General features: G+C 70.8%; 14 protein-coding genes. 10 read left to right on the top strand and 4 right to left on the bottom strand.

Annotated elements, in window-relative coordinates; genetic code table 11:
- Positions 1–59: 59 nt before the first annotated feature.
- From AB0K14_RS10240 to AB0K14_RS10210, 7 genes are all read left to right on the top strand, one after another.
- On the top strand, positions 60–2159 hold the full coding sequence (locus AB0K14_RS10240; protein WP_360461264.1) for a fibronectin type III domain-containing protein: 2100 nt from the start codon (positions 60–62) through the stop codon (positions 2157–2159).
- 25 nt (positions 2160–2184) lie between these two features.
- A complete protein-coding gene (locus tag AB0K14_RS10235; RefSeq protein WP_360461267.1) occupies positions 2185–3147 on the top strand; it encodes a MoxR family ATPase in 963 nt (320 codons plus the stop codon).
- Positions 3148–3149: 2 nt separating this feature from the next.
- The gene (locus AB0K14_RS10230; protein ID WP_360461269.1) at positions 3150–4289 is read left to right on the top strand and encodes a DUF58 domain-containing protein; all 1140 of its coding nucleotides are present in this window, start codon (positions 3150–3152) and stop codon (positions 4287–4289) included.
- Positions 4286–6322 (top strand): transglutaminaseTgpA domain-containing protein, encoded by a 2037-nt coding sequence (locus AB0K14_RS10225; RefSeq protein WP_360461272.1) that lies wholly within the window; start codon positions 4286–4288, stop codon positions 6320–6322. The genes AB0K14_RS10230 and AB0K14_RS10225 overlap by 4 nt, the downstream gene beginning before the upstream one ends.
- The gene (locus tag AB0K14_RS10220) at positions 6319–7461 is read left to right on the top strand and encodes a serine/threonine-protein kinase (RefSeq protein WP_360461275.1); all 1143 of its coding nucleotides are present in this window, start codon (positions 6319–6321) and stop codon (positions 7459–7461) included. The genes AB0K14_RS10225 and AB0K14_RS10220 overlap by 4 nt, the downstream gene beginning before the upstream one ends.
- A gap of 93 nt (positions 7462–7554) precedes the next feature.
- Positions 7555–8262, top strand: coding sequence for an FHA domain-containing protein (locus tag AB0K14_RS10215; protein WP_360461277.1), 708 nt, complete (start codon positions 7555–7557; stop codon positions 8260–8262).
- 110 nt (positions 8263–8372) lie between these two features.
- Positions 8373–9752 (top strand): cellulase family glycosylhydrolase, encoded by a 1380-nt coding sequence (locus AB0K14_RS10210; protein ID WP_360461280.1) that lies wholly within the window; start codon positions 8373–8375, stop codon positions 9750–9752.
- A gap of 74 nt (positions 9753–9826) precedes the next feature.
- Here the strand turns inward: AB0K14_RS10210 and AB0K14_RS10205 are convergent, their stop codons facing one another.
- Both AB0K14_RS10205 and AB0K14_RS10200 read right to left on the bottom strand, forming a co-directional pair.
- On the bottom strand, positions 9827–10819 hold the full coding sequence (locus AB0K14_RS10205; RefSeq protein ID WP_360461283.1) for a hypothetical protein: 993 nt from the start codon (positions 10817–10819) through the stop codon (positions 9827–9829).
- 181 nt (positions 10820–11000) lie between these two features.
- Complete coding sequence (locus AB0K14_RS10200; RefSeq protein WP_360461286.1) at positions 11001–17540, bottom strand: polymorphic toxin-type HINT domain-containing protein; 6540 nt, start codon at positions 17538–17540, stop codon at positions 11001–11003.
- A gap of 283 nt (positions 17541–17823) precedes the next feature.
- On the opposite strand from AB0K14_RS10200, the gene AB0K14_RS10195 reads away from it, so the two are divergent.
- The 3 genes from AB0K14_RS10195 to AB0K14_RS10185 all read left to right on the top strand — a co-directional run bounded on the left by AB0K14_RS10195 (position 17824) and on the right by AB0K14_RS10185 (position 21267).
- The gene (locus tag AB0K14_RS10195) at positions 17824–18579 is read left to right on the top strand and encodes an FHA domain-containing protein (RefSeq protein WP_360461289.1); all 756 of its coding nucleotides are present in this window, start codon (positions 17824–17826) and stop codon (positions 18577–18579) included.
- A 67-nt stretch (positions 18580–18646) separates the two neighbouring features.
- Complete coding sequence (locus AB0K14_RS10190; protein ID WP_360461292.1) at positions 18647–19435, top strand: polysaccharide lyase family 7 protein; 789 nt, start codon at positions 18647–18649, stop codon at positions 19433–19435.
- Between the two features lie 68 nt (positions 19436–19503).
- Positions 19504–21267 carry a serine/threonine-protein kinase gene (locus AB0K14_RS10185; protein WP_360461295.1) on the top strand — a complete coding sequence of 588 codons (1764 nt, stop codon included), beginning with the start codon at positions 19504–19506 and terminating at the stop codon, positions 21265–21267.
- A gap of 169 nt (positions 21268–21436) precedes the next feature.
- Here AB0K14_RS10185 and AB0K14_RS10180 read toward each other — a convergent pair whose 3' ends face one another.
- Both AB0K14_RS10180 and AB0K14_RS10175 read right to left on the bottom strand, forming a co-directional pair.
- Positions 21437–24181, bottom strand: a complete 2745-nt coding sequence (locus AB0K14_RS10180; protein WP_360461298.1) for a PKD domain-containing protein — start codon at positions 24179–24181, stop codon at positions 21437–21439.
- A gap of 159 nt (positions 24182–24340) precedes the next feature.
- The gene (locus tag AB0K14_RS10175) at positions 24341–25096 is read right to left on the bottom strand and encodes a class I SAM-dependent methyltransferase (protein WP_360461301.1); all 756 of its coding nucleotides are present in this window, start codon (positions 25094–25096) and stop codon (positions 24341–24343) included.
- Positions 25097–26059: the final 963 nt, after the last annotated feature.

The raw sequence follows: 26059 nt of genomic DNA, 5'->3' as shown, positions 1-26059 counted from the left end.
AACCGCAGGTAGTGAGGTCGGGGACCGGTCCCCGGACACCGTCGCTAGCATCCCGCCCCGTGACCACCAAACGCTCGGCGGCCCGCGCGAGCCAGCCGTTCGTCCTGCTTGCCGTCGTGTGCGTGGCGGTCGTGGTCGCCGTCGTCGCCGGAGTGACCCCACCGCTGTCCGCCGCGAGGTTCGCGAACACCGGCCACTGGATGTACAACTCGGTCCTGGGGGTGGTGTTCCACGTCGACGGGGCGACGACCAACCTCGACGCCGAGTTCGCGCTCGACGCCGAGGTGGGCAGCCAGGTCCTGCAGAGCGACACCAGCGGCTGGGTGGTCGGCCCGAACCGGATCACCGAGTTCGACAAGGAGTCGCTGACGCCGCGGCAATCGGCGAAACCCCCCTCGGACGAGATACCCCTTGGCCTCGAAGTCGTCGGTGGACCGTACGCGGTCTACCCCACCACCGGCCGGATCGTCCGGCTCGGCGACCCGGCCGCGTCCATCGCCACCAATGGTGCGATCGGCACCCCGGTGGTCACCCAGGACGGCACCTTGTGGTTCCACCGCACCGGAAAGGGCCAGATCTGCACGGTGGACAGGGACGCGGTCGAGGTCTCCGGCTGCCCGGTGTCCGCGCCGCCGGACCACGCGGGCGCGCTGACCGTCGTGGACGGGCGGCCCGCGTTCCTCGACCTGTTCACGAGCAGGCTGCACCTCATCGACGGCGACACCCTCGGCGAGGGCGTCGAACTCGGCGTCCCGCTGTCGCCCAACTCCAGGCCCGCCGCACAGGACGCGAACGGCCGGCTGGCCATCCTGGACCCGGGGTCGACGCAGAGCAGCCTGGTCCTGGTGGACACCAGGACCACACCGGCCGAGTCGGTGACGGTCGCGCTCGGCACCGGGGACTACGACGGCCCCGTGTCGACCGGTGACATCGTCGCGCTGGTGGACCGGCAGAACGGCACCGTGCTGACCTACGGCGTGGACGGCAAGAGGAAGGACGAGAAGCCGCTCAGGGACAAGACGGGCGAACCGCGGTTGTCGCTGGGCGAGGACAAGCGGGTCTACGTCGAGGACAGCACCGGCACGCAGGTGCTGGTGGTGGCCGAGGACGGCAGCGTGGCGAACGTCGACGTGACCCGGAAGGCAGCCACGCCGACCGAGAAGCCGAGCCCGGAGTCGTCCGACCAGTCGGGGCAACCCGGCGACGAGCCCCGTCGGACGGAACGACCTACCGTCCCGGTGCTCACGACGCGGGCGCCGCCCCCGGTGCCGCCGAGCCGTCCCGGTGCCCCGGCCGGGGTCGCCGCGCAGCCCGGCAACGGTTCGGCCACCGTCACCTGGGGCGCCGCACCGGACAACCGCGCGCCGATCACCTCGTACGTGGTGTCCTGGCAGGGGGGCAACGGTGGGACCGGGTCCGTCCAAGTCGGCGGCGGAGCGGGTGCGTACCAGGTCGGCGGCCTGATCAACGGCGTGAGCTACACCTTCACCGTGGCCGCGACGAACCAGGTGGGCACCGGCCCCGGCGCGTCGACCGGCCCCGTCACGCCGAACGCGCCGGTCTCACCGGCAGCGGCGCCGGTCAACCTCCAGGCGAGCTACAACGCGAACGCCCGCCCGGCCCGGGACGTCACGCTGACCTGGGCACAGCCGGCCCTCAACGGCGGCACGCCGGCGCACTACGAGGTCACCGCCACCGGCCTCGGCACGCAGCAGGTGACCGGAACCCAGGTCGTGTACCGACAGGTGCCGGCATCCCAGGCCGTCACCTTCACGGTGTCCGCGGTGACCAGGGCACCGAACGGGCAGCTCCTCACCGGCGCGCCCGCCTCGGCCACCCACCAAGCCGTGCCGCCGCCGCAGGTCCACCTGAGCGAGGGCGACAGCACCGAGGAGTGGTGCGGCGACGTCAACGACAGCTGCGCGTGGATGCGCGTCGTCCTGACCGGATTCGACCCCGACACCCGCTACACCGTCAAGCCGCACAGCACCAATACGACCTACGAAAATGACGGGCACACAACGACAACCGATGCCAACGGCAGCGCGACCTTCCAAGCGTTCGCCTACGCCGGCATCGGGGAAACGGTGTGGGTCGAGGTGATCAGCCGGGACGGCACCCCGATTACTCCGATCCCGTCGAACCGGGTGCCCTGGTGAGTTCTCAGTGAAGGAAAGGGAAATCGTGACGCAGACTCCCGGTCAGGTGTACGAGCTGATCGCGGCGAACGTCCAGAACGTCGTCCGGGGCAAGCCTCAGATCGTCCGGCTGGCCGTGGCGGCGTTGTTCAGCGAAGGGCACCTCCTCATCGAGGACGTGCCCGGGCTCGGCAAGACCACGCTCGCCCGGTGCCTGGCACGCAGCACCGGCGGCACCTGGAACCGGATCCAGTTCACGCCCGACCTGCTGCCCGGCGACATCACCGGTGTCCAGGTCTACCACCAGAGCGACGAGAAGTTCGCGTTCCACCGGGGCAGCGTGTTCGCGAACGTCGTGTTGGCCGACGAGATCAACCGCGGCACCCCGAAGACCCAGTCGGCGTTGCTGGAGGTGATGTCGGAGCAGCGGGTCACGGTCGACGCGGAGACCCACGAGGTGCCGAGGCCGTTCATGGTGATCGCCACGCAGAACCCGATCGAGATGGCGGGCACGTACCGGCTGCCGGAGGCGCAGCTGGACCGGTTCCTGATGCGGCTGCGGATGGGGTACCCGGACCGGGCGTCCGAGGTGCTGGTGGTCCTGAGCGACCGTGCCGGGGTAGATCCGGACGAACTGCGGGCCGTGGTGGACATCCCGACGCTGCGGAGCACGATCGCGCAGGTGCGTGCCGTCCGGATCGAGCACGCGGTGGTCGACTACGCGACGAGCATCACCTCCGCGACCCGGCTGCACTCGGAGGTCCGGTACGGCGCGAGCCCGCGCGGCACCATCGCGCTCGTCCGCGCGGCACAGGCGCTGGCGGCGACGTACGGGCGCACGTTCGTGACGGTCGACGACATTAAGGAGGTCGCGCACCCGGTGCTCGACCACCGGCTGATCCTCAAGCCGGAGGCGGAACTGCGGCAGCGCAAGGCCGAGGGCATCGTGACCGACCTGCTGGCCGAGATCCCGGTCCCGGTCGCGGTCACGAACGCGTCGGGAGCCTGACCATGCGGTTGACCCGACGTGGCGTGGGCACCCTCGCGGTCGCCCTCGTGCTCATCGTGCTCGGTCTGGTCGCGGGCTACCCGCTGCTGGTCAGCTTGGGTGCGATCGCGGTGGGCGCGGTGGTCGCCGCGCTCGGCGTCGCGGGCCGGAAGCCCCGGGTGGAGGTCATCCGCGAGTTGTTCCCCGACCGGGTCGAGCGGCACGGTCGAGCCGTGATCACGCTTCGCGTCCACAACCCCGGCACGCGGCGGCAGGGGGGCTTCACCGCGGTCGACCGGGTCGGGGAGGACCGAGTGACCGTCGCGGTCCGGCCGCTCGGGGCCGGTGCCGAACAGCCTTACCTGAACGAGTTGCCGACCGGGCGGCGGGGCAGGCACGAGGTCGGCCCGCTGACCCTGTTCCGCGCCGACGCGCTCGGCCTCGGCCGCTCCGAGCTCTCCCTCGGCGGGACGGCGACGCTGTGGGTGTACCCGCGGACGCACCCGGTCGGCGCCGTCACCGGCGGGCTCCCGCTGCACCACCACGACGGGGAGGCCACGGAGACCTCGCCGCGGGGGTCGCTCGACATCCGCGAGGTGCGCCCGTACGTCCCCGGCGACGAGGTCCGCCACCTGCACTGGAAGGCGACGGCACGGACCGGGCAGCTGATGGTCCGCGACTACGCCGACCCGCACCAGCCGCAGTTCACCGTGTTGCTGGACGACCGGCGGGAGGTCACCGCGCCGGAGTTCGAGGAGGCGGTCGAACTCGCGGCGTCCCTGGTCGTCGCCGCCGCCGAGGCCGACCACCGGTGTCGGCTGGTGACGCCAGGCGGTGTCGACGTGGCCACCGACTCGGGGTGGGACGCGGTCCAGCGGTACCTGGAGGAGCTGTGCGTCGTGGCACGGACCGACGAGGCGGGCCTGCCGCTCGTGCCCGGTGCGCTGGCGCGGGCGGGCGGCGGCACCCTCGTCGTGGCCTCCTCCGCGGTGGCCGTCTCGCCGGATGACCGTGCGGCACTGGTCGGCATGCGACCCCGGTACGGTGACATGATCCTGGTGGTCGGGTTGCCCGGCACCGCGCCGGAGGTGCCGGGGGTGCGGGTGCTGCGGGCGGCGAGCGCCGTGGACGCGATCCGCCAGTGGCAGACGGTGATCGCATGACGAGGGTCCACGCGGTCTGGTTGCTGCTCGCCACCGCGATGTCGGGTCTGCTGTTCGCCCCGGTGTTCGGGTTGTGGGCGCTGGTGCCACCGATCGCCGCCGCCGTCGTGGCCTGTTACGCGGTTTTCGAGCTGTGCCTCAGGGTTCCGGCGCTGCGGCCGTGGCGGCCCCTGCTGGCGCTGCTGGTGGGCGCGTTCGCGCTGGTCGAACTGGCGCTCTTCGACACCACGCGAAACGGCCTGCCGACCCTGGACAGCCTGACGCGGCTGGTCGCCGGTGTGACCGACTCCTGGCAGCTCACCCTGCAATCGACGTGGCCGGTGCGGCCGGAGGCGGACCTGCTGCTGTTCGTGCCGCTGCTGGTGCTGCTCACGGCCATGGCGGGGATCGAGTTGCTGCGCCGGCCCGCCGCGGCCGTGCTGCCGAGCCTGGGGCTGCTCCTGCTGAGCCAGGCCTTCATCGCCACGTCGGGCACGGTGGCGACGTTGGTGGCACTGGCCTACGGGGTCGCCGTCGCCGGGTTGTTCATCTCCCCGGCACGGTCGGCGGTCGCGCTGACGGTCGGGCTGAGCGTCGTGGCGGGGGTCGCCACCCTGGCGGTGCCGACGGGACCCCCGTACTCGGTGCGGCAGAACCAGTTCGCCCAGGTTCCGCTGCCGAGGGAGGTGAGCCCGCTGACCGAGGTCGCGGCGCGGTTGGCCGATCCGGGCACGGAGGTGTTCAGGTACACGAGCGACACGCCCGTGGACCGCTGGCGACTGGTGGTGCTGGACGGCTTCAACGGCGTCACGTGGACGGCGAGCGACCGGTACCGCAGGCTGGGCGCGGAGATCGCGCCGCCCGCCGGGATCACCGTGCCGACGACGCAGCACTCCGCGCACGTCACGGTCCCGGGCGGCGCGCGGTGGCTGCCGAGCCAGCCCGTGCCCACCTCGGTGACGGGCGCGGTGAGGCCTCTCGTCGACCAGGACGCCGGCACCCTGCTGCTGCCGCAACGGGGTGGCCCGGTGGCGTACGACCTGCGCTGGCGGGAGCCGTTCGGCGACCTCTCCGGCCTGGCTGACGCCGCGGTGTCGTCCGAGGTCCGACCCGGTGACCTCGGCACCGTGCGGGAGGAGATCACCGACCTGGCGGACACCGCCACCAGGGACGCGCGGCCGACGTTCCGGACCGCGCTCGTGCTGGAGCAGTACCTCAGCGAGAACTACAAGGTCGCGACCGGCTCCGAGCTGCCGACCGGGAGCGGCTGGCCCCAGCTGCGCGAGTTCCTCCTGGACACCAAGCGGGGGACGAGCGAGCAGTTCGCCGCGTCCTACGTGGTCCTCGCCCGGATCGTCGGCATCCCGGCCCGGCTGGCCGTCGGTTACCGCGCGTCCCGGGAGCCGGTGGACGGCGAGGTGGTGGTGCGCAACAAGGACGTGCTCGCTTGGCCCGAGGTCGCGGTGGAGGGCGTCGGCTGGGTGCCGCTCGATCCGGCGGGCGCGGCGAGCGACGCGGGTCCGGCGCCGACCAAGCTGGCCGAGGTCATGGCGAAGGCCCGGGCCGAGCTGCCGCCACCGAACGAGAAGCTGCCCGACCCGCCCGTGTCGGCGTCCGCACCGGTGGACGGCAGGAGTCCTTGGGCCGGGGTCGGGACGCTGGCGCTGTGGGGTCTGGCCGTCCTGCTCGCGCTGCTCGTGGCGGTGCTGCTCGCCATTCCGGTCGGGAAGTTCGTCCGGACCTCGCGCCGCAAGCGCCTCACCGGTGCCCGCGGTGTGGTCGGCGCCTGGTGGGAGACCCGCGACCTGCTGCGTGCGCACGGCACCCGGATCACACCCGGCATGACCGCCCGCGACCTCGCGGCCGTCTCCGGCGGACCCGTCGTGGACAGCCTGCACCGCCTCGCGATCCACCTGGACGCGGCGTTGTGGTCGGGCGCCGGAGCGGACGAGGGCACGGTGAGGGCCGCGTGGCGGGCCGTTGCGGAGATCCGCGGTGCGCTTGCCGGGCGTTCGCTCGGCTCGCGGATCAGGGCGGCGTTCGCGATCCGATGAGCCTACTGCTGGGCACCGGCCCGGTCGCCGAGGTGTACGCCGTCGACGGGATGGCGTTGAAGGTCTTCCCCGGCAGGTTCGACCGGCGCACGCTCGCGACGATCGAGCGGGAACGGGCCAAGCTCGCCGGGCTGTCCGCGCCGGTGCTGCCGCTGGACGGCGTCGAGTTGGTCGACGGCGGCAAGCACGCGTTCCGGATGGAGTTGTGCGGCGACTCGCTGGCCGACCGCGTGCGCAGGGAGGGGCCGCTGTCGTCCGACGAGGTGGGCGCCCTGTGCGAGTCCTTGTCGCGGGCGCTGGCCGCGGCGCACGCGCTCGGCGTGCTGCACGGCGGGATCACCCCGGCGAACGTGCTGTTCCGCGGGAACGGCGAGGCCGTGCTGGCCGACTTCGGCGTGGCGCAGCGGCAGCAGTTCCGGCGCGATCCGCTGGCCGGCATCGAGTGGGTGTCGCCGGAGACGCTGCGCACCGGCGTCGTCGAAGCGGCGACCGACGTGTACGGCCTCGGCGCGGTGCTGCACTTCGCGCTGACCGGGAGGTCGCCACACCCGGGTCGGATCGGGGAGCTCACCGGCGAGCGGATCCTGCGCGTGCTCGGCGATCCGGTGCCCGCGGTCAGCCGGCCCGACGTCCCCGTCGCGCTGTCCACCGCCATCGGGCGGATGCTGGCCCCTGATCCGGCGCGGCGGCCCGCGACGGCGGCGGCCGACGTGCCCCAGGCACCGCCGGGCAGACCCGCGCGGTGGGGTTGGTACGCGGCTCTGGTGGCTATACCGGCCGCCGTACTGGCAGTCGTCCTGTGGCCTCGTGCCGCGCCGGAGCCACCGGCGACGGACCCCCTGCCGCCGGTCACGGACGCGGCGGTGCCGGTGGTGGAGTTGGACGCGCCGACCGATCTGGGCGACAAGGCCTCGCTCAGCTGGAGTTCGACGGACGAGCGGCTGTACTTCGCCGTCAGCTACTGGGCCGAGGGCGAGCCGAGCCGGACGGAGATCGTCGAGTTCAGCCACACGGCGACGGTGACCATCGATCCCGACCCGGGCCGCAAGTACTGCTTCCTGGTGCGCGGCACCAGAGGTGAGGACCAGATCTACGAGAGTCAGACCGAGGGCCTGCGCGGGGCGGTCTGCCACAGGTGAGGAGGTCGGTGAGTGGAGCCCGAGTTGGCACACCCGGGCGGAATCCTGCTGCCCGGGGGACACGACGGCCTGATTCAAGGCGTCCCACGCGCCGTGCCGGGGTCTGTCTACGTGGTCGCCCTCGGCGGCGGGTACGCGGTCGGCCCGCGCGACGGCCGGATCATCTACTTCGGACGAAACCGCCCGCTGGTGCACGTCTGCGTCGGTGAGGACGACCCGCAGGTCAGCCGCAGGCACGGCGAGCTGACCCACCACCAGGGCCGGTGGTGGCTGCGGAACAGGGGACGCAGGCCGATCCGCCTGCCGCGGTCGCAGTGGCTCTTCGCCGAGGAGGGCGTGATCCCGCTGGCCGAGGGGTACACGCCGCTGTACGTGCCCGGCTCACGGGACCGGGAGCACCTGCTGGAGGTCTACGTCACCGGCGCCGACGGTGAACAGCCCGGTTCCCGCCACGGCGCCCACACCGACCCGCCCCGGCCGTACGCGCTGACCCCGGACGAGAAGTTGATGCTCGTCGCCCTCGGCCGGAACTACCTGCTGCGCGAGCCCAACCCCAAACCGCTGACGTGGAAGGAAGCCGCCCTCCGGCTCGCCGAGCTCCAACCCGACGCGGGGTGGACCGCGAAGAAGCTCGAACGCCGGGTCAGCGTCGTGCGCGAACGCCTGTCCCGCCGAGGGGTGCACGGCCTGACCCGCGACGAGGTCGGCGAACCCGTCGGCAACGCCCTGAACGACAACCTGCTCCGGGAACTCGTGCAATCGACCGCGCTCGCGCCGAAGGACCTGGACCTGTTGCACTAGAACGCCGAGGAGATCCTGGGCGCGCGTCGGTCCCCGGTGCGCCGGCTCCAGGCCGGAGCACCGGGGACGACCCAGGGACCGGTCCCCTGGAGCCGCTGTACAACCGGCCCATGAGACTCGCGATATCGTTGGTCGCCACGGTGATCACGCTTGCGGCCGCCGTCACGCCCGCCGCCGCCACGCCCGCCGCCGAGAGCGCCGGCCAGGTCGTGAACGACGCCGACCCGACCTACTTCACCTATCCGAGCGGTACGTGGGGAACGACCACCGGCAGACCGGCGAAGTTCAACGCCGACGACCACTTCTCCAGCGACGTCGGCGCCCGCGCGCAGCTCCGGTTCACCGGTGCGCAGGTCATCCTGAAGGGAGCCGTGGCGCCACACCACGGCACCGCGACCGTCACCGTCGACGGAGGCGCACCGACGACCGTGTCGCAGCAGGGGGCACTGCGGCAGGACAACGTGCCCTTCTTCACCTCCGCGGCGCTCGCCGCAGGCACCCACACGGTCACCCTCACCGTCGCCTCCGGCACGATCTCGATCGACTCCGCGGAACTGATCGGCACCCCGGCGATCTCGTTGCCGCGCATCACCGTGCAGGGCGACAACATCCAGCGCAACGGCCAGGACTGGTGGTTCACCGGCTACAACTCCGCCGTCTGGAGCGGCGACTGCGGCCGTGATGACGAGAGGATGACCCCCGCGCAGGTCGACGCCTGGTTCGCCGGCATGCGCCACGATGGCCACGGCGCGGTCCGACTGTTCTTCTTCGAGGGGTGGGACCTCACCGCCCTCGATGCGGCGGTCGTGGCGGCGCGGCGGCACAACGTCTACCTGACCATCACCCTCGACGACGCGATCGCCGGCTGCGGTGAGACCCACAAGACACCCGAGTGGTTCGGCAACCCCCAGGAACGCGAGGCCTACCGCCGGCACATGGCGCAGCTGCTCGAACGTTACCGCGGCGAAACCGCCATCGCCTGGTTCGAGTTCCTCAACGAGCCGGGAGGGGACAACACCTGGCGCCAGGTCCGCGACTTCTACGACGCCATGGGGGACATCGCCACCGGTGTCGACCCGGACCGGCTGTTCTCGGCCGGAACCGTCTCCCCTCAGGCCGTCGGGGGAGAGGCGAACTACCGCGCCCTGTCCGGTTCACGCGGCGTGGACGTCGCATCCGTGCACGAGTTCGACGCGGACGCCGCGATCTCCACCCACTACGTCGCGGCCAAGGCCAACTCGGCGGGCAAGCCGCTCGTCGTCGGCGAGTTCGGGTTGCCCGCCAACGCGACCGGTGAGGGTTGCGCGCGTTCGTTCGCCGCCCGGGCGACGCAGGTGTCGATCAAGATCAACGCCTACGTCCGGGACGGCGCCAACGCCGGCGCCTTCGGGTGGGCCTGGCAGCCGGGCGGTCAACCGGACGCCTGTGCGATGGACAACCTCGACACCGACACACTGTCCCAGGCGCACTTCCGCACCGCGAGCAGGTAAGCCCGGTCGTGATGGGCAGTCAAACACCGCCGACCTGCGCCGGCGTCGACCCGTCGACGCCGGCGCAGGTCGCGTCACGCGGTGAAGACCTCGATGTTCGGCTGCGGTCGGTTGTCGTGGCTGGTGATCACGAACAGCCGGTCTGCGCCCCACGCGAGCCCTCGTGGAGCGACGGTGTCGCCCGTGGCCAAAGCCCGCGTGGACGTCGGCACGGAACCGCCGTGCTCGTAGATCAGCACGTCGTTCGCGTCCCCGGTCAGCGCACCGACCGCGACGAACCGCTCGGTGACGGCCACCGCGTTGGGCCGCGGCCTGGCCGCGTACGCACCCCGGCGCGCGAGGTTCGTCGGCGACCACGCCTCCACCCGGTCTCGCGACCCGGCCGCACTGTGCAGCGTCAGGCCGTCCGGGGTCAGGTCCAGGTCGACCAGGCCCGCGCCCACCTCGCCCGTCGAGTCGGGGGTGAGGGCGCCGGATTCGACCTGGTAGACCTGCACCGTGGACAGGCTCAGCGCCAGCTGGCCGGCGATCAGCACGTCCGCGTCGGTTGCGGTGAGCAGCGGAGCGCGCTGGTACCTCGTCCCGCCTTGCAAGTCGCCGGTGACCGGCTTCGCGGCGAGGTGTTCCAGCTTGCCGATCTTGCCGGCGAAGGTGCCCTCGCAGCCGTAGCCGAACCAGAGCGTGGTCCTCGTCCTGGCCAGGTGGGTCGGGCACGGGCCGGTCGAGTAGCGGTGCGTCTCGGTGAGGCTCGTCGTGCTGATCACCGAGATCGCGTCACCCGCCGCCAGGGCGGCGAACAGCAGGGTGCCGTCCGGCGAGAGCTCCAGCCCCGTCGCGCCGGACTGGCCGTTGATCGACTTGACCACGTTGCCCGCGAAGTCCGTCACCACGATCCCGTTGGACGTCGGCCCGCCGCTGACGAACACCCTCTGGTGGACCTGGTCCACCGCTATGTCGCCGAAGCCGGACAACGGCAGGGCGGTCGCCGCGGAGGCGGCGGGCGCGGTGAACGTCGTTGTCGCCAGAATTATCGCGGCACCCAGTCCGGCCGCCGTCGTGCGTTTCACAGCAATCCTCCAGCCAAGATCGTCAAAGCCGTGTTCTTCCAGGAAATCCCGTGCCGCGACGAGTTGCTCGGTCGTCCCTCCGGTGAACGGCCGCGCATCGCGGTTGTTCCGTGTCGAGAGAATTGCTGTATCCAGACTTCGATGGACGCTCGCGGACGGTCGGCCTACCGAATCCCGCCTATCAGGGTCGTCCTTGGCGAGTGAGGCCGGGTGAGTTGATCTTATTCGCGAGTTTGCCCTTACCGCCCAGGAGTTCGATGATCTCGGATTCGACGGCCTCTCGCTCGTGCCTGCCCCCGCAAACGTGGATGCACACGACGTGGTCGCCCGGATCGCGCTTGCCCGCACGCGCGTGCTGGCCAAGTCGGCGACCGAAGTTGTCCGTCTGCCCCACGTAGGGCAAACCCGATTGCTTCTCCGCGAAGACGTATACGCCGCCGTCGGTGTCGCAGTTGTGCACAAGCACCGGGGTATTACCGGCCAAAACGTAGTACGTATGGACGCTGTCGACGGTGAAGTCATAGACGGTTCTCTGGCGAGCGTGGGCGTGAACTGCGGTGACGGTCGGCGATGAGCCGTCGGCCGCGGTCAGCCGTTGACCCACCTCGAGATCGCCGAGGTTGACGAACCGCTGTTCCTCGGCCAGCCACACCGGGTGCCAGGAGGTGCCCTCCAGGACGCCCGACGATCCGTCCTCCGCGGTGATGGTCAGCTTGACCAAGGCGTCGCCTTCGTCGCCGTGCACGAAGGTGGCGGTGACCTCGCGGTCGGTGGTTTCGCCGGTTGTCGGGTTGGTTGCCTCGACCTCGTCCCCGATGTCGACTTCGGAGATCGGTTTGGTCGAGCCGTCTGCCATCAGCACCGAGGTCGTGGCGACGAAGCTGTGCATCCGGCAGCTACTCTGGGCACTGCCGCCGCCGTTGGTGGCGTCGCCGTTGGTACCGCTGGACTTGGTACCGCTGGACTTGGTGGCGTTGGGTCCGCCGCCGTTGGTGCCGCTGCTCTTGGTGGCGCTGGACCCGCCGCCGTTCGCGGCCTGCCCGCCGCCCGATCCGCCGCCGGACGGCTTTTGGCCGGTGCTGGCCGTCCCGCCGGCCTTCCCGCCACCGGCACCGGCGGGTTTGCCGGCGGACGGTCCGCCGACCTTGGGCGATGGTTTGGGTGTGGGCGCGGTCTTGGCGCCGTTGGCGCCTTCGTCGGCGGCCTTGGCGGCGGTGTTCGCGGTGGCCGTGGTGTCCGCGGCCTTGCCCGCTCCCTCGGCCGCCTTGCCCGCGCCCTGCGCGGCCTCGGCGCCCTTGACGGCGTACTTGCCGGCCTTGACCGCCGTGGCGGCCCACCCCGCGAAGGGGATGGCGGCCGCCGCGGACAGGGCGGCGTTGGCGTAGTCGCCCTCGGCGGCGTACCAGGCGGCGTTGGCGAGGTCGGCGACCTCACCCACGCCCGGGACGAGGCCGGCCACGTCCAGCGCCGCGTGGCCGATGGCCGAGGCGTTGTCGGACATCCACTTGCCCGCCTCGTCGAACCACCCGTGGCCGTCGATCTCCACCTGGGACAGCGGGTTGCCCGCCCCGAAGGTGTACCTGTTGTTCGTCCACGGGTCCGTGGTCATGCCCAGGTCGCTGAGCGCGCCGTTGTACAGGTCGAGCGTCAGGAAGCGGTTCAGGCCCGGTGCGTAGTCGCGGAAACCCATGTCGTAGGTGCCGCTGTTCTTGTCGTGCCTGGCCGTGTTGAACCGGTAGGAGTTCTTCTCGTCCTTGTCCGGGTCCGCCGGGTCCGGCTTGTCGTCGCCGGTGAAGTCCTTGACGTCGTCCTTGCCGTAGGCCGTGTAGCCGTAGGTGGACTGGGCGTCGCCGTCGGAGTCGGTGACCATCTCCACGTCGGAGTGGGCGTTGAAGCTCAGGTAGACCTGGTCCTCGTCACCGTCGTCGTAGTGGACCTGGCCCAGCATCTCGCCGTCGGCGGAGTACTGGTAGCTCTTGGTGAGGTCGCCGTCCTCCTCCTCGGTCAGCACCTGCTCGGACAGGCCGAGGTAGTGCAGGACCGTGGTCTCCTCGTCGTCCTCTTCCTTGGTGCGCTCGCGGTCGAGCGGGTCGTAGGTGTACTTGGTGACCTTGTCGCCGTCGTCCTTGGCGTGCTCGATCTTGCGGTCGAAGCCGTCGTACTTGTAGCGCTCCAGCTCTTCGCCGGACTGGGTGACCTTCTTCAGCTTGCCGAAGGCGTCGTAGTCGTAGTTCGCCTCCTCCTCGTCGTCGGTCTCCGACGACACCAGGCGGTTGCGGTCGTACTCGAACTCCGTCCCCTTGTCGTCGACCTCCTGGTCCCAGACGTTGCCGTTGTCGTCGGTCTTGTAGTTCTCGGTGCGGTCGCCGTCGCCGTTCTTGTCGACCTTGCGGATGCGGTCTCGCGGGTCGTAGGTGTACTCGGTGTCGTTGTCGATGAAGTTGTCGTGGTCGTCGGCGTCCTGCTTCTTGCTCTTGTCGCGGCTGCGGTTGGAGTTGGAGTCGTACTCCAGCTGGTGGTCGAGCACGACCTCGCCGGAGTTCTTCTCGGTCTGCCGCTTCACCAGGCCGTCGAGGTAGTAGGTGAAGTCGACGGTGTTGCCGTTGCCCTTCACCTGGCGTGAGATGTGCCCGCGCTTGGTGTAGCTGAACGTGGTCGCCCGGCCCGAGTCGCCGTCGCTCTTCTTGTTGACCACCTTGGAGACGAGGTCGCGCGCGTCGTACTCGTAGACCGCGGACTTCCCGTCGAACTTCGCGAAGGTGAGGTTGTCGTTCTCGTTGTAGCGGTACTCGGTGGTGGCCTCGACCGACCCGTCGTCGAGCTCGTCGACCTTGGTCGCGAGGTCCAGTTCGTTGTAGGTCACCTCGAACTCGTCGACCGGCGTGCCCGGTGAGGAGTCGGTCAGCGACACCAGGTTGTCGTTGGCGTCGTAGAAGTGGCTGAAGACCTTCTTCTCGTCGTCCACGTCGGCGCTGTGGTCGCGCACCAGCTGCACGGCGTCGGCCGACACGGTGCCGTCAGCCTGTCCGGACAAGGTGACGTCGCGCGTCTGGCCCGCGCCGAAGGCGAACTTGCCGAGGCTGACCCACTCACCCGCGCGCTTTGACTGGTCGACCTCGACCGTGCTGCTGCCGCCGTTGTGATCGACGGTGTAGGCGGCGTCGGTCGCGGTGCCCTCGGGGTAGTGGACCAGGACCTCGTAGTTGCCGTCGGTCGGGATTGCGGCCTTCCAGACGAACTCCTCGTTCGCGCTGCGCTTGTCGGTCGTCCGGTACTGGCTGCCCTGGAAACCGCGGGCGGAGTCGGCCGCGCGCCAACCCGGTGTCGCCTGCGTGCGGACGGCGTTCGAGTTGTCTACCAGGACGACTTCCTGACCGACCGGCACGCCGTCGTCGGCCCGGGTCCTGAGCTTGCCGTCGGGGTAGTACTCCCAGGTCTGCACGCGGTGCGACGACCCGCCCGCGCTCGTCACCGTCCGGTTCGACTGCTGCCCGGTCGGTGTGTAGTCGTAGGAGGTCTTGATGTCCCAGGCGTCGGTGGACGTGCGCACCCAGCCGTTGTCGAAGTAGGTCTGCCGGGTGACGTTGCGGGTGGACTGCCCGCGCGACGGCGGCGCGCTGACCTCGATGACCCGGCCGAGCTCGTCGTAGCCGTAGATCGTGCTGACCGGCGACTTGTGCTCCGGGTCGCCCGGGTCGTAGGGCAGGATCTCCTCGCGCGGGCGGTTCAGCTCGTCGTAGACCGTCTCGGCGACGAAGTCGTCGCGCTCGTCCGGGGTGTCGACGCCACGCGGGTTGATCGTCCGGGTCAGGTTGCCCACCTGGTCGTACTCGTAGCGCGTGGTGAAGTAGCGGATCGTGCCGCCGGGGTTGTCGTGCGGTGACCGGACTTCCTCCTGCTTGCCCCGCTCGTCCAGCGTGATGAGGGTTTCATTGCCGTCCTCGTCGACGCTCGCGACGACGTTGCCGTCCTTGTCGTAGCGGGTCTTCGTCGAGTTCTGGTCGGCGTCGACGGTCTCCACGACCTGGTGGTTGGCGTCGAAGACGTACCGGGTGGTGAAGTCGTTCACGTCCGGCGTCTTGTTCTTCCTGGCGTCGACCTCCTTCACCAGGTTGCCGACGTCGTCGTACTCGGCGCTGTGGCGGTTGCCGTTGACGTCGGTGATGTGCATCAGTTGGCCGACTTCGTCGTAGGCCATGGTGGAGCTGAAGTCGTGGGGATCCGCGGACGTCAACATGCCCTTGGGGAGCGTTTGCTTGACGAGGTTGCCAACCGGGTCGTAGACGAACGTCGTGAGCTTCTCCGGGCCGTCCGGTGTGTCCTCGGGCGCGTAGATCGCGACCTGCTGGTCCATCTCGTCGTAGAGGACGCGGGTGACCGCGCCGTTCGCGGCGGTGCTGGACACGACGTTGTCGTTCGCGTCGTAGCGCGGGCCTGGGGTGACGATGTAGACGCCGGCCGCCTGGTCCTTCGGTTCCCTGGAGTCCAGCGGGCGCTTGAAGATGTCGTACGTGAAAGTGCTCGTCTTCGCCCGCGCGTCCACCGTGGAGACGACGTTGCCGACGTCGTCGTAGCGGAACCGGGACGCGCAGTTCAGCGCGTCGGTGATGATCTGGGGGAACCCGTTGGGGTCGTAGTCGCCGAACGCCGTGGTGTGCCCGTTGGCGTTGGTCTGGTCGATCAGGTGCCCGAACTCGTCGTGCGAGTATCGGGAGGTGTAGTCGTTGGGGTCCTCGGTCACCGTGCCCTTGGGGTCGGTGACCGAGAGCAGGTTGCCGTTGTCGTCGTGGACGAAGAGCCACTTGCGGCCCTCCGGCGTCACCTTCTCGGTGAGGTCGGCGACGTGACCGTCCATCGCGGTCCGGTAGGTGAGCCTGGTCGGTGGCCAGTTCTGCCTGTTGGCTTCCGCGTCGCGGATCTCCAGCGGGAAGCCGGTCTTCTGGTCGTACGCCCAACTGGTGGTGGCGCCGTTGTTCTCCACCAGGCGGACGACGTTGTTGTCCTCGTCCCAGTGCAGCGTGGTGACCTGCTTCTTGGCGTCGGTGAGCCGCGTCGGGCGCCCGAACCCGTCGATCAGCGCCCGGGACGTGTGGCCGTTGCCGTCGGTGAGGCTCGCGTCGATCTCGGAGCCCTTCGCGCCGTCCGGATCGGCGTAGTCGAACCCGATCGCGGCACCCCGGCGGTCCTTCACGGTGCGGACGTGGCCCTCGCGCAGGGGGTCCGCGGCGTCGGTGAAGTAGTCGAGGCCGGTCGAGTTGCCGAGCGGGTCGACCACCCGGATCAGGTTCGCGGTGGTGCTGTCGTAGAAGAACGTGAACGTCTTGGCCTCGGGCCGCCCGGTGCCGTCCACGACCTCCTGCAACGCGCCGTGCTCGCCGTAGGTCAGGTGGATGACCCGGCCCGAGACGTCGGTGACGGACTTGAGCTGGTCGATGATCGCCGCTTCGGCCAGCTCGGTGCCGCTGACCTTGTGGTCACCGCGGAAGGTGGTGAACGGGTCGTCGCGCTGGTAGTAGTCCAGCGTGAGGGTGCGCCTGCCGGTGGCGTCGGTGACGTGCGTGAGCACCTTGGCGTTGCGCCCGCCCACGAGCGCCTGCTCGTAGGAGAACGTCATGGTGTTGCCGTTCTTCTCCACCGTGGACGTGTGATAGCCCTGGTGGTCAAAGTAAAAGTGCGTGCGTTCCGGCGTCGTGAAGACCCAGCGGCGGCCGTCCTCCTCCTTCGGCAGGTGGCGGAGGTGGAGGTGGACGCCCGCGGGGCTGTCGTAGGTCCAGCGCGCGGAGTCGTCGCTGCCGTTCTTGTTCAGCTCGAAGAAGTGGCCCGTGCCGTCACCGTCGACCAGCGTCACCGTCGGGGCCCAGCCGGTGCCGCTGAACTCCAGCGGCGTGCCCAGTCGGTTGAGCGTGGACGCGGTGACCGACCAACCGGTGCCGGTGTAGGAGTCCGACGTGTCGGCGCTGTTGTAGGTGAACCGCACGAAGCTGGCCAGACCGCGGCTCGGGTTGGTCAGCGCGTCGTAGCCCCACACCGCGTTGCCGGAGAACTGGTTCACCGACAGGTTCCCGCCCGCGCCGGTGGCGACCCCACCGTACTGGTAGAACTGCTCCAACCCGAGCTGGTCCGACGTGGGCCGCTCGACCCGCACGTCCTGGTCCAGCGTCGGCACCCCGGCGATCTCGGAGAGCCACCGCTTCCCGGTGGTGTCGCGGACGTCCCAGCGCAGCACGAACTGCTCGCGTTCGTTGCCGACGTCGGCGAGCGTCGGTGCCTCGACCTTCGCCTCGACCGTGACCGTCGCGCCGGGCGCGAGGTCGGGGAGCTTCGTCTCCAGCCGATCGGCAGGCGTGGCGTCCACGCCGCCGGGTAACGTCCAGTGGTAGGACAACGCGTGCTGCGCGGTGCTGAACGGGCTCGTGGTGGTGTTGGTGAGCGTGACCCGCACCGAGTACTCGTCGCCGGGGATCATGCGGCGAGGCGTGTCCGGCGCGGAGTACGCCGCGTTCACCGCCATCGCCCGCACGACGGCACGGGGTTGCGGCGAGTGCCGGACCGGTCTCTTCACGTCGACCACGCCGAGCGTGGCGCACTGTGCGGACGGCGGTGCGGCGACGCGGGCGGGCGTGTCCGCCGCCTGGGCGAACGCCGGCGGCACCGGCGCGACGAGTGCCGCCACGAGCACGGACATCGCGGACAAGCGGCCTGCGCGGGAGGATGCCCCCATGGTCGTCCCCTTCGTTCGGAGCTACCGGGAACAATGACCCCGGCGCGGGGGACCGGTCCCGGCCGCCTCCGCCCGATCGGCGCACACCGCGGCGAACCCGCGGTCGCTCGGATCGCGGCCTGTGACGCATGGGGCGTCCGCCGCCTCTTCACGCGCTGGGCACCGACCGTGCCCGGCGCTCCCCGGGCTTGCGGTGTACGAGCGGCACAGGCACGTACCGGACGAGTTCCGGGACGGGTCCCCGACGACGTCGTCACACTGGTCGGCGGACCTAGGGAGCCTGATGAACCACGAAAGCCTGGCCCGCGGCGTGCCGCACGCCGCCCCGGGAGCCATCGTCGCCCGTGCGCTGACAGGGCGCCTCCACGTCGATCCCGTCGAGGGTCGCACGGTCCGGTTCGGGCGCAACCGCCCCAACGTCGACCTGTGCGTCGGCGAGACCGACCTGCGGGTCAGCCGCCACCACGGCCTGCTCACCCGCCGCGACGGCCACTGGTGGGTCACCAACACCGGGCAGCTGCCGATCCGGTTGCCCGGAACCCGGTGGTTGTTCCGCGACGAGGAGTCGGTGTCGCTGCCCGACGGCTACACGCCGCTGTTCGTCCGCGGCTCGCGCGATCGCGAGCACCTGCTGGAGCTGTACGTCGCCGACGGCACGGCCAAGCACATGGTGCCGCTCCACGACTCGGTGACCCAGCCGCCGACGCGGTGGCGGTTCACGCACGACGAGCACCTCATGCTCGTCGTGCTGGGCCAGCGCTACCTGCTGCACGAGGCCAACCCCCAGCCCGTGTCCCGTCAGCAGACCGCGCAGATGCTGGCGGAGCTCCAGCCGGAGGCCAATTGGAGCGTCAAGCGCGTCGAGCACATGGTGGCCGACGTCCGCGCCCGGTTGTCCGCCGGTGGCGTGCACGGCCTGCTGCGCGAGGAGGTCGGTGAACCGGTCGGCAACACGCTCAACGACAACCTGCTGCGCGAGCTGGTGCTGTCCACCAGCCTCGTGCCACCGGACCTGGTCCTGCTCGACCCGTTGTCCTGAGCGGGAACGGCCCCGCTGCGGCGGGCCGACACTGCCCGCTCCCGTCATCCGATGATCGGGGTGCCCGATGAAGTCACGAAGGTTGTTCGCGGTCGTCGCCCTGGCCGTGCTCGCCGGCTCCTCGGCGGAGGCGTCCGAGGCCCCGGACGCCTCCGCGGCCGCCGCCGGGCACGACGCCTGCTCCCGCCCCGCGCAGGTGTTGGACCTGACGAACTGGAAGATCACGCTGCCCGTCGACGACCCGGCCAAGCCGGGCCCGCAGCCGCTGGACGTCAAGCAACCGGCGCTCGACGACTACTCGATCGACCCGTGGTTCGTGGTGGACAAGCGCTGCAAGGGCGTCCTGTTCCGCAGCGCCGTGAACGGCGTGACCACCGCGAACAGCAAGAACCCTCGGTCCGAGCTGCGGGAGATGACCGAGGACGGCGCCACCGAGTTCCGGTGGTCGCCGGTGTCCGGCACCCACACGCTGGTGATCGACCAGGCCATCACCCACCTGCCGAACGACAGGCCGCACGTGGTGGCCGGCCAGATCCACGACGGCGGCGACGACGTCTCCGTCTTCCGGCTCGAAGGCACGCGGCTCTACCTCACCCGGGGTGACGACACGCACCACAAGCTGATCACCGACGACTACCGGCTCGGCACCCGCTTCCAGGCCAAGTTCGTGGTGACCGGCGGCGCGGCCAGGGCGTACTACAACGGGGTGTTCCAGGACGAGATCCCGGTGCCGGCCGACGGCGCCTACTTCAAGACCGGCGCGTACACCCAGGCCAACTGCGGCAATTCCGCGCCCTGCGACGAGAGCAACTACGGCCAGGTGATCGTCTACCGGGTGCACGTCAGGCATACCTGACCACGTCGCGAGGAAACAGCCGGAGGACGTCCGTGACGGCACGCAGCGCAGTCACTATACTACGCCCCGTGCGCACGGGGGATCTGGTCGACGGGCGGTACGAGCTGGAGGACGCCAGGGGCTCCGGATCGGGGGGTGTCGTCTGGACCGCGTTCGACCGGAAGCTGAAGCGGCGGGTGGCCCTCAAGCGGCCGCACGCGGTGGCGGACGGCGCCGACCGGGCGCGGTTCCACCGCGAGGCCGAGACCGCCGCGCAGGTGCAGCACCCGAACGCGATCTCGATCTTCGACGCCGTCGACGCCGACGGCTGCTGGCTCGTGATGGAGTACCTGCCCGCGGAGAGCCTGGACCGGACGCTGGCGGCGAGGGGGCCGCTGCCGGCGGAGCGGGTGGCGCGGATCGGCGTCCAGATCGCGGGCGCGCTGGCCGCGGTGCACGCGAAGAACATCGTGCACCGCGACGTGAAGCCGGGCAACATCCTCGTCGCCGACGACGACCTCGCCAAGCTGACCGACTTCGGCATCTCCGTCTGGCGGGAGGTCACCCGGACCGACGACGGCAGGGTCAGCGGCACACCCGCGTACACCTCGCCCGAGGTGGCCGGCGGATACCCGGCCGGCCGGGCCTCGGACGTCTTCTCACTCGGTGCCACGCTGTTCGCCGCCGTGGAGGGCACGCCGCCGTTCGGCAACGGCGAGCCGTCCGAGGTGCTGGAGCGCGTGCGACGCGGCGAGGTCCTGCCGATGCGCCAGGCGGGCCCGCTCGCCCCGCTGCTGGCCGAGATGCTGCGACCACGTCCGGACCGGAGACCTGGGGCCGAGGAGGTCCGATTACGCCTCAAGGACATCGTCGGCGACTGGGAGCCGCCACCGTCGTCCGCCGAACGCCCCGCCCGCTCCCCGTTCCGGCGCCGTCCCCTCCTCCGAGCCGCCGCGGGGGTCGCGGTCCTCGCGGCGTTCAGCGTCATGGCCGCCATGAACCACCAGGCGCCCGCCGCGCCGCAGCAAGCACCCCTGAGCGGTCTCGTCGGCGAAGAGCGCACCGCCGACCCCTGTGCGTTGATCGACGAGGAGGAGCTGCGCCGGTTCGGCCCGACGCAGCTGCTGACCACCTACGGCAACTTCAACCGCTGTGACGCCTTGGTCGACGTCCGCGCGAAAGACCTGGTGGACGTCGAGGTACAGCTGATCACCCGATCGTCGCGGGTGGTGCAGGGACGACCGCTGGAGGTCGTCGAGGAACCTCGGATGGACAGCGAGTGCGACCGCACCGTGGTGGTGGACGACGGGTACGCCGTCCGAGTGACGGCGAAGCTGGCGAACCCGCCGCTTGACCTCTGCGCGGTGGCCGAGGTCGCGGCGGCCGGCGTGCTGGAGGTGCTGCGCAGCGGCCCCATCCCCCGGCGCGCCATCCCGTTCCCCACCGGCTCCCTCGCCCACGTCGACGCCTGCGAGCTGCTGGACGACCAGGCGCTCGCCACCCTGACCGCGGTCGACCGCGACTCGCCCGTGAACGTGTTCGGCAACTGGGCGTGCAAGTGGTTCAGCACGGTCGGCGGGCCCGCGATCAACCTGCGCTACGACCAGCACTCGGCGCAGGAGGTGGTCCAGGGTGAGCTGGTCGAGTTGGGCGGTCGCGCGGCGTACGTCCAGCTGGACACGGATTCGAGCACCAGCTGCACCGTCAGGGTTCCGCACCGGCCGCCCAGCCTGGCCGAGCGGGCGCACATCGACGTGATGGTGCTGACGGTGAAGGGGGACCGGCCGGGCATCGAGTACTGCCCGCAGGCGACGAGCCTGGCGGTGGCGGCCGCCGGGAAGCTGCCTTCCTGAGCGCTCACCGTGCGCTCAGGTCCGGCTGAAGGTCCGGCGGTAGGCGGTCGGGCTGGTGCCGGTGACCTTCCGGACCGCCGTGACCCGTGTGCTCGAAGAGCGGATCACGGCGGTGTCGGGGTAGTCGGTGGCCTCCGACTCGGAGGACGTGCTGTCGCGGTGGCTCCCGTCAGTACTCGTAGAAGTAGCCGGTCACGTCGACCACGAGGTCGAGGTTGCCGTCACTCCCGTTGTGGAACGCGGCCGTCACGTCCTCGGTGACGGCGAGGTTGTTGGTCACGGCGCCGGGGGTGAAGTTCAGCGTGGCGGCATCCGGTCGGGGCCAACCCTGGGTCGGGTGGTAGGCGGTGAGGTAGCCACCGCGCTGGGGGCCGACGACCTTCGCGTTGAACATCACCGCGATGGGGCCGTGGTCGAGTGGCGGAGCACCCTGGTCGAGGGTGTACTGCGTGGTCGACCTGCCTGGCAGCACACCGGCGGCACCCCCGATCCCGGTGCGGGTGTCGACCGTGCGCAGCGGTGACACGGGCATGAGGTAGCTCTCGCCGCCCGAGACGAAGTAGCCGACGACGTCGATGACGACGTCCGTGGTCGCGTTCGGGTGGAAGTCGACGCTGCCGCTGATGCCGATGGGGACGATCACGGAGTTCGTGACGGTCTCTCCGGCCCCGTAGTTGAGGTTCGAGGTCTGCGGGTTGGCCTTGCCGGTGGGGAATGCCGTCAGGTGACCGGATGCGCGCGGGTTGACCACCGTGATGTTGAGCAGTGCCGCGTCCGCGTGGGAGGGCACGTTGCCGGTGTAGTGGCCGGCGACCTTCTGGGTGAACGTCTCGCCCGCGGCGATCTGCCGGGGGAACGGCATCCCGGTGCCGGTGCGCGTGTCGAGCAGCCGGCTCGGGTAGATCGGGTTGAAGCCCTCGCTGGCCGCGTCCTTGATGAAGTAGCCGGCGACGTCGGCGATCAGGTCGACGGTGCCCGGGCTGCCGTTGTACAGGTCGACGTGGCCGCCGCCGACCGCGACGGTCGTCAGCCCGGGCACGGTCCCGCCGGCCCGGAAGTCCACCACGGACGCGTTGGGCCTCGCCTGCCCGGAGGGGTGGGCGGTGAGGTACCCGTCGGCGGTGGCGTTGGTGACGGTGAGGTTCATGGCCACCGCCGTCACGCCCGCCGGGATCCCGTCGCGACCGCCGATCGCGAGTCGCACCGCGCTGTACGGCGCGACCTTCCGGGCGGGGGCGCCGACACCGGTCCTGGTGTCCAGGAACCGGGCCGGTCCGTGCTCGACGTAACCCGAGCTGAGCGTGGCGAAGCTGGTCGACGTCGTCGCGGTGCTGCCCCCGGCGTCGGTGACGGTGGCCCGGACCTGGTACGTGCCGGGGCGCTCGTACCGGTGGTAGGCCACGCCGCCGGTCACGGTCTCGGTGCGGCCGTCGCCGAAGTCGTACGCGGTGCGGGCGACGTTCCACGGATCGCCGCCGGAGTCCACGGCGAACGACGCCGTCATGCCACCCAGCCTGGTCGCGGTCAGGCTGGGCTTCAGCGCCCCGCCGGCGGGCACGACCTTGAGCTCCCACGATCGACTGGTGGTCAGCTTGGACTCGGTCCTCGCGGTCACCTTGACGGTGTAGGTGCCGACCGAGTGGTAGGCGTGGGACGTCGAGCACGGCGACACCGACGTCGTCGTGCCGTCCCCGAAGTCGACCGCGCAGGTGACCGGCGATCCCCACTCGGAGCGGATGGTGCCGCCGACGGTGACCACACCACCGACCGGGGCCTGCGACGCCGACACCGTGATGTCGGAGTCGGTGAACCGGTCCTGCTGCTCCCGCACCCCCCGGTCGAGGTAGGAGATCGCACCCGCGCCCGTGTCGGGCACCTGAGGGTTGTCCACCCTGGGGCCGTTGACGGCGTCGATCACGCCCGGTGCGTCCGCGTTGCCGGAGTCGACGGTCGCCTTGACGTCGTTCCGATCCGCTCGCAGGTCGTGGGCGCCCTGCCCGGTTGCCGCGTGCAGTTCGGCGGGGCCCTGGTAGACGGTCCCCGCCCACTGGTACACGTTGACGTACAGGTCCACGACGTTGTAGTCGACCGTCACCCCGGGCGCCGCCGCGCTGTCGACCTCGATCGGGAACACCCGTCCCCGCGGGCAGTAGCTGCTGACCGAGTTGGACAGCACCTCGAAGATGACGTTGTTCTGGATCGAGGACGCGGTGGTCGCGCCGGTGATCGCGACGCCGCGGAAGCACGAGTCGCGGAAGGAGTTGCCGGTGACGGCGATGGCGTCGACGTTCTCGGCGATCACGCCGAAGTTGCCGAGCGCGGTGATCGTGTTCCCGGTGACCGTGACGCCGGCGCTGCCGTCGGCGTACACGGCCCGCCCGCGGGTGCCGAAGTCCGTGCGGCTGACCGTGATCGCCGTGGAGCCGCCGGTGACGCGCACCGTGTCGGCGCCGCCGTAGGGGTCCGCGTCCGGGCGCATCGAGCCGCGGTCGATCGTGACCCGGCCGGCGCCGTCGATCACGACGGCGTTGGTGACGGTGGCGCCGTGGACGGTCATGCCTCGCAGCGTCACGTCGTGCGCCCCGCGCACGGTGATCGTCGGGGCGGTGCTGCCCGCCGGCCGCCGCACGGCTCCACCGGAGAACACGATCGGCGCGTCGGCGGTCCCGGACCGGGTGATGGTCACGCTCTCGTCGTGCGTGCCGGTGATCTCGACGACCTGACCGGGGCTGACGACGTCGGCCGCCGCCTGGACCGTGCAGAACGGCGTGGCCGCACTGCCGTCGCCGTTGTCGGTGCACGTCGCGATGTCGCGCACGTACAGCGTGGTGGCCGCGGCCTGGGCCACCGGTACCGACACCACCCCGGCGAGGATCGCGAGTGCCGCTGCTGCGGCGATGGTGGGCAAGCGCACGATGTCTCCTCGGGAACGCACGACGGGCGGCGCGGCATTTCTACCGCGAACCTGCGGCCGGCCGTCGCGAAGTCGTTTTCTTCGCATCACCCGACTACTCGTGGTGATCGATCCGGATCGGCTCCGGCCGGGGTGGTGCCCCGGCCGGAGCCGATCCACTCAGGACGTCCGGCGTGCGGTGAGCAGGAGCCGGCCGCTGCCGATCGCGTAGGGTTCGCCGCCCGGGCCGCCGAACAGCTCGACGTCGGTGAACCCGTTGTCCGACAGCAGTTCGACGACCTGCGCCACCGTGTACACGTGGTGGATCGCGGTCACGTCGAGCTCCTCGTCGCCGCGGGTGAACCGGTAGTGGCTGAACATCCGGCTCCCGGCGAGGTCGTACTCGCCGGTGGCGAGGACGGTGATGTCACCGGTCCGCATGGTCCGCGGCTCGGCCCGGTAGCCGGGCAGGACCGACTCGGCCGCCGAGGCGAAGTCGACGACCAGGCCGCCGCCGGCCCGGACGGCACCGCCCAGCGCGGCGGCGAACCCGCGCAGGCCGTCGGGTTCGAGGTAGCCGAAGCTGTTGCCGAGGCAGACCGCGGCGTCGAACCCGTTGTCCTGCGGGATGTCGCGCATGTCGGCGTGGACGAGTTCCACGTCGAGACCGGTGGCGGCGCGCCGGGCGTGCGCGATCGCTTCGGCGGATAGGTCGACACCGGTGACCCGGTGCCCGCGGCGGGCGAGTTCCAGGCTGTGCCGGCCGCTGCCGCACGGCACGTCCAGGATCCGTGAGCGCGGCGCGAGGCCGAGGCGCCGCTCGACGAAGTCGATCTCCTCGGCGGTGGCCTCCGGCGGCACGGCGCGGCGCCAGAACTCGTTGGGCAGTTCGGTGAAGAAGTCCACGTACCAGGTGGAGGAAGGTGTTCCGGACATGGGAGGGCTCCTTGCGGTGCATCGGCTTCGAGGGCGATGTCACCGGGCGGCACCGGGCCGTCGAACGGCCTCGGTGCGGTGGCCCGGCGTGAGGTCCCGGGCAACCATGGCTTCCTCCACAGTCAGCGGTCGCGCCGACGCTAGCAGCGCCCGACCGGATCGGTGAACGGATTTACCGAGCCGCCCGCCTGGCCGAGGTCGCCCGGGGTGTGATGACGCCGAGGTCGATGTGGGCACGCGCTCGGCAGATCGGGTCTCCGGTCGCTGGAACAGCAGCAGTGCCTCCCGGAAGGCGTCGACGGCCTCTTCGAAGCGGCCCAAGCGCGCGTGGGCGCCGCCGAGTCCGATCAGCGCGTGCGCTTGCCCGGCCGGGTCGTCGGCGTCGTGGGCGGCGTCTCGCGTGTGGCGGTGGATCGCCAGGGCGTCGGTCGGGTGATCGTGGGAGAGGTGGCCGAGCAGTGGGCGCCGCACCGGCCCGGACCCGTGCCGCCCGGATCCGGGCGAGTTCGGCTGTGCGGCCGGTGAACTCGACCAGGTCCCGCGGGAGTCCGTCCGGACCCGGACCTGCGCCGCCGCGGTGATTCCGCCGACGACCACGCGCATTGCCTGTCGCCACTGCGCGGCGTAACCGGAGTCCGGGTGCAACGCCTGCACGACGGCGACCGCCAATTCGGTGTCGATCCTGCGCCGACCGGACTTGAAGCAGTCGACGACCAGCCCTCTCCGGGCCGGTTCGACCGCCGGAAGTCCGGCCTTCGCCCAGGCCGAGTTTGATCCGGCTGGTGATGACCTCGTACGAAGGGCTGCCGGCCCGGGATTTCAGCGATCGCAGACATTCGGTGAGTTCGTCGAGCGTGCGTGCGCGTCCGGGATCGGGAAGCGCAACGAACGTGTCGAACGACTTCGCCATCGTTCGAATCGAACGCCTTCGGCATCGTTCGAATATGTGCACGTCAGGCGCGG

Origin of the sequence: Actinosynnema sp. NPDC050801 (genome assembly GCF_040673975.1) — a bacterium.
Taxonomy (GTDB): Bacteria; Actinomycetota; Actinomycetes; order Mycobacteriales; family Pseudonocardiaceae; genus Actinosynnema.
The sequence above is the reverse complement of the archived record's forward strand: the minus strand, read 5'-3'. Positions and strand labels throughout refer to the sequence as shown.

What these genes read in the sequence shown, in the direction of transcription:
- AB0K14_RS10230 (WP_360461269.1), top strand. Translation starts at nt 3,150, where the DNA reads ATGCGGTTGACCCGACGTGGCGTGGGCACCCTCGCGGTCGCCCTCGTG.
- AB0K14_RS10225 (WP_360461272.1), top strand. Translation starts at nt 4,286, where the DNA reads ATGACGAGGGTCCACGCGGTCTGGTTGCTGCTCGCCACCGCGATGTCG.
- AB0K14_RS10220 (WP_360461275.1), top strand. Translation starts at nt 6,319, where the DNA reads ATGAGCCTACTGCTGGGCACCGGCCCGGTCGCCGAGGTGTACGCCGTC.
- AB0K14_RS10210 (WP_360461280.1), top strand. Translation starts at nt 8,373, where the DNA reads ATGAGACTCGCGATATCGTTGGTCGCCACGGTGATCACGCTTGCGGCC.
- AB0K14_RS10200 (WP_360461286.1), bottom strand. Translation starts at nt 17,540, where the DNA reads ATGGGGGCATCCTCCCGCGCAGGCCGCTTGTCCGCGATGTCCGTGCTC.
- AB0K14_RS10195 (WP_360461289.1), top strand. Translation starts at nt 17,824, where the DNA reads ATGAACCACGAAAGCCTGGCCCGCGGCGTGCCGCACGCCGCCCCGGGA.
- AB0K14_RS10190 (WP_360461292.1), top strand. Translation starts at nt 18,647, where the DNA reads ATGAAGTCACGAAGGTTGTTCGCGGTCGTCGCCCTGGCCGTGCTCGCC.
- AB0K14_RS10175 (WP_360461301.1), bottom strand. Translation starts at nt 25,096, where the DNA reads ATGTCCGGAACACCTTCCTCCACCTGGTACGTGGACTTCTTCACCGAA.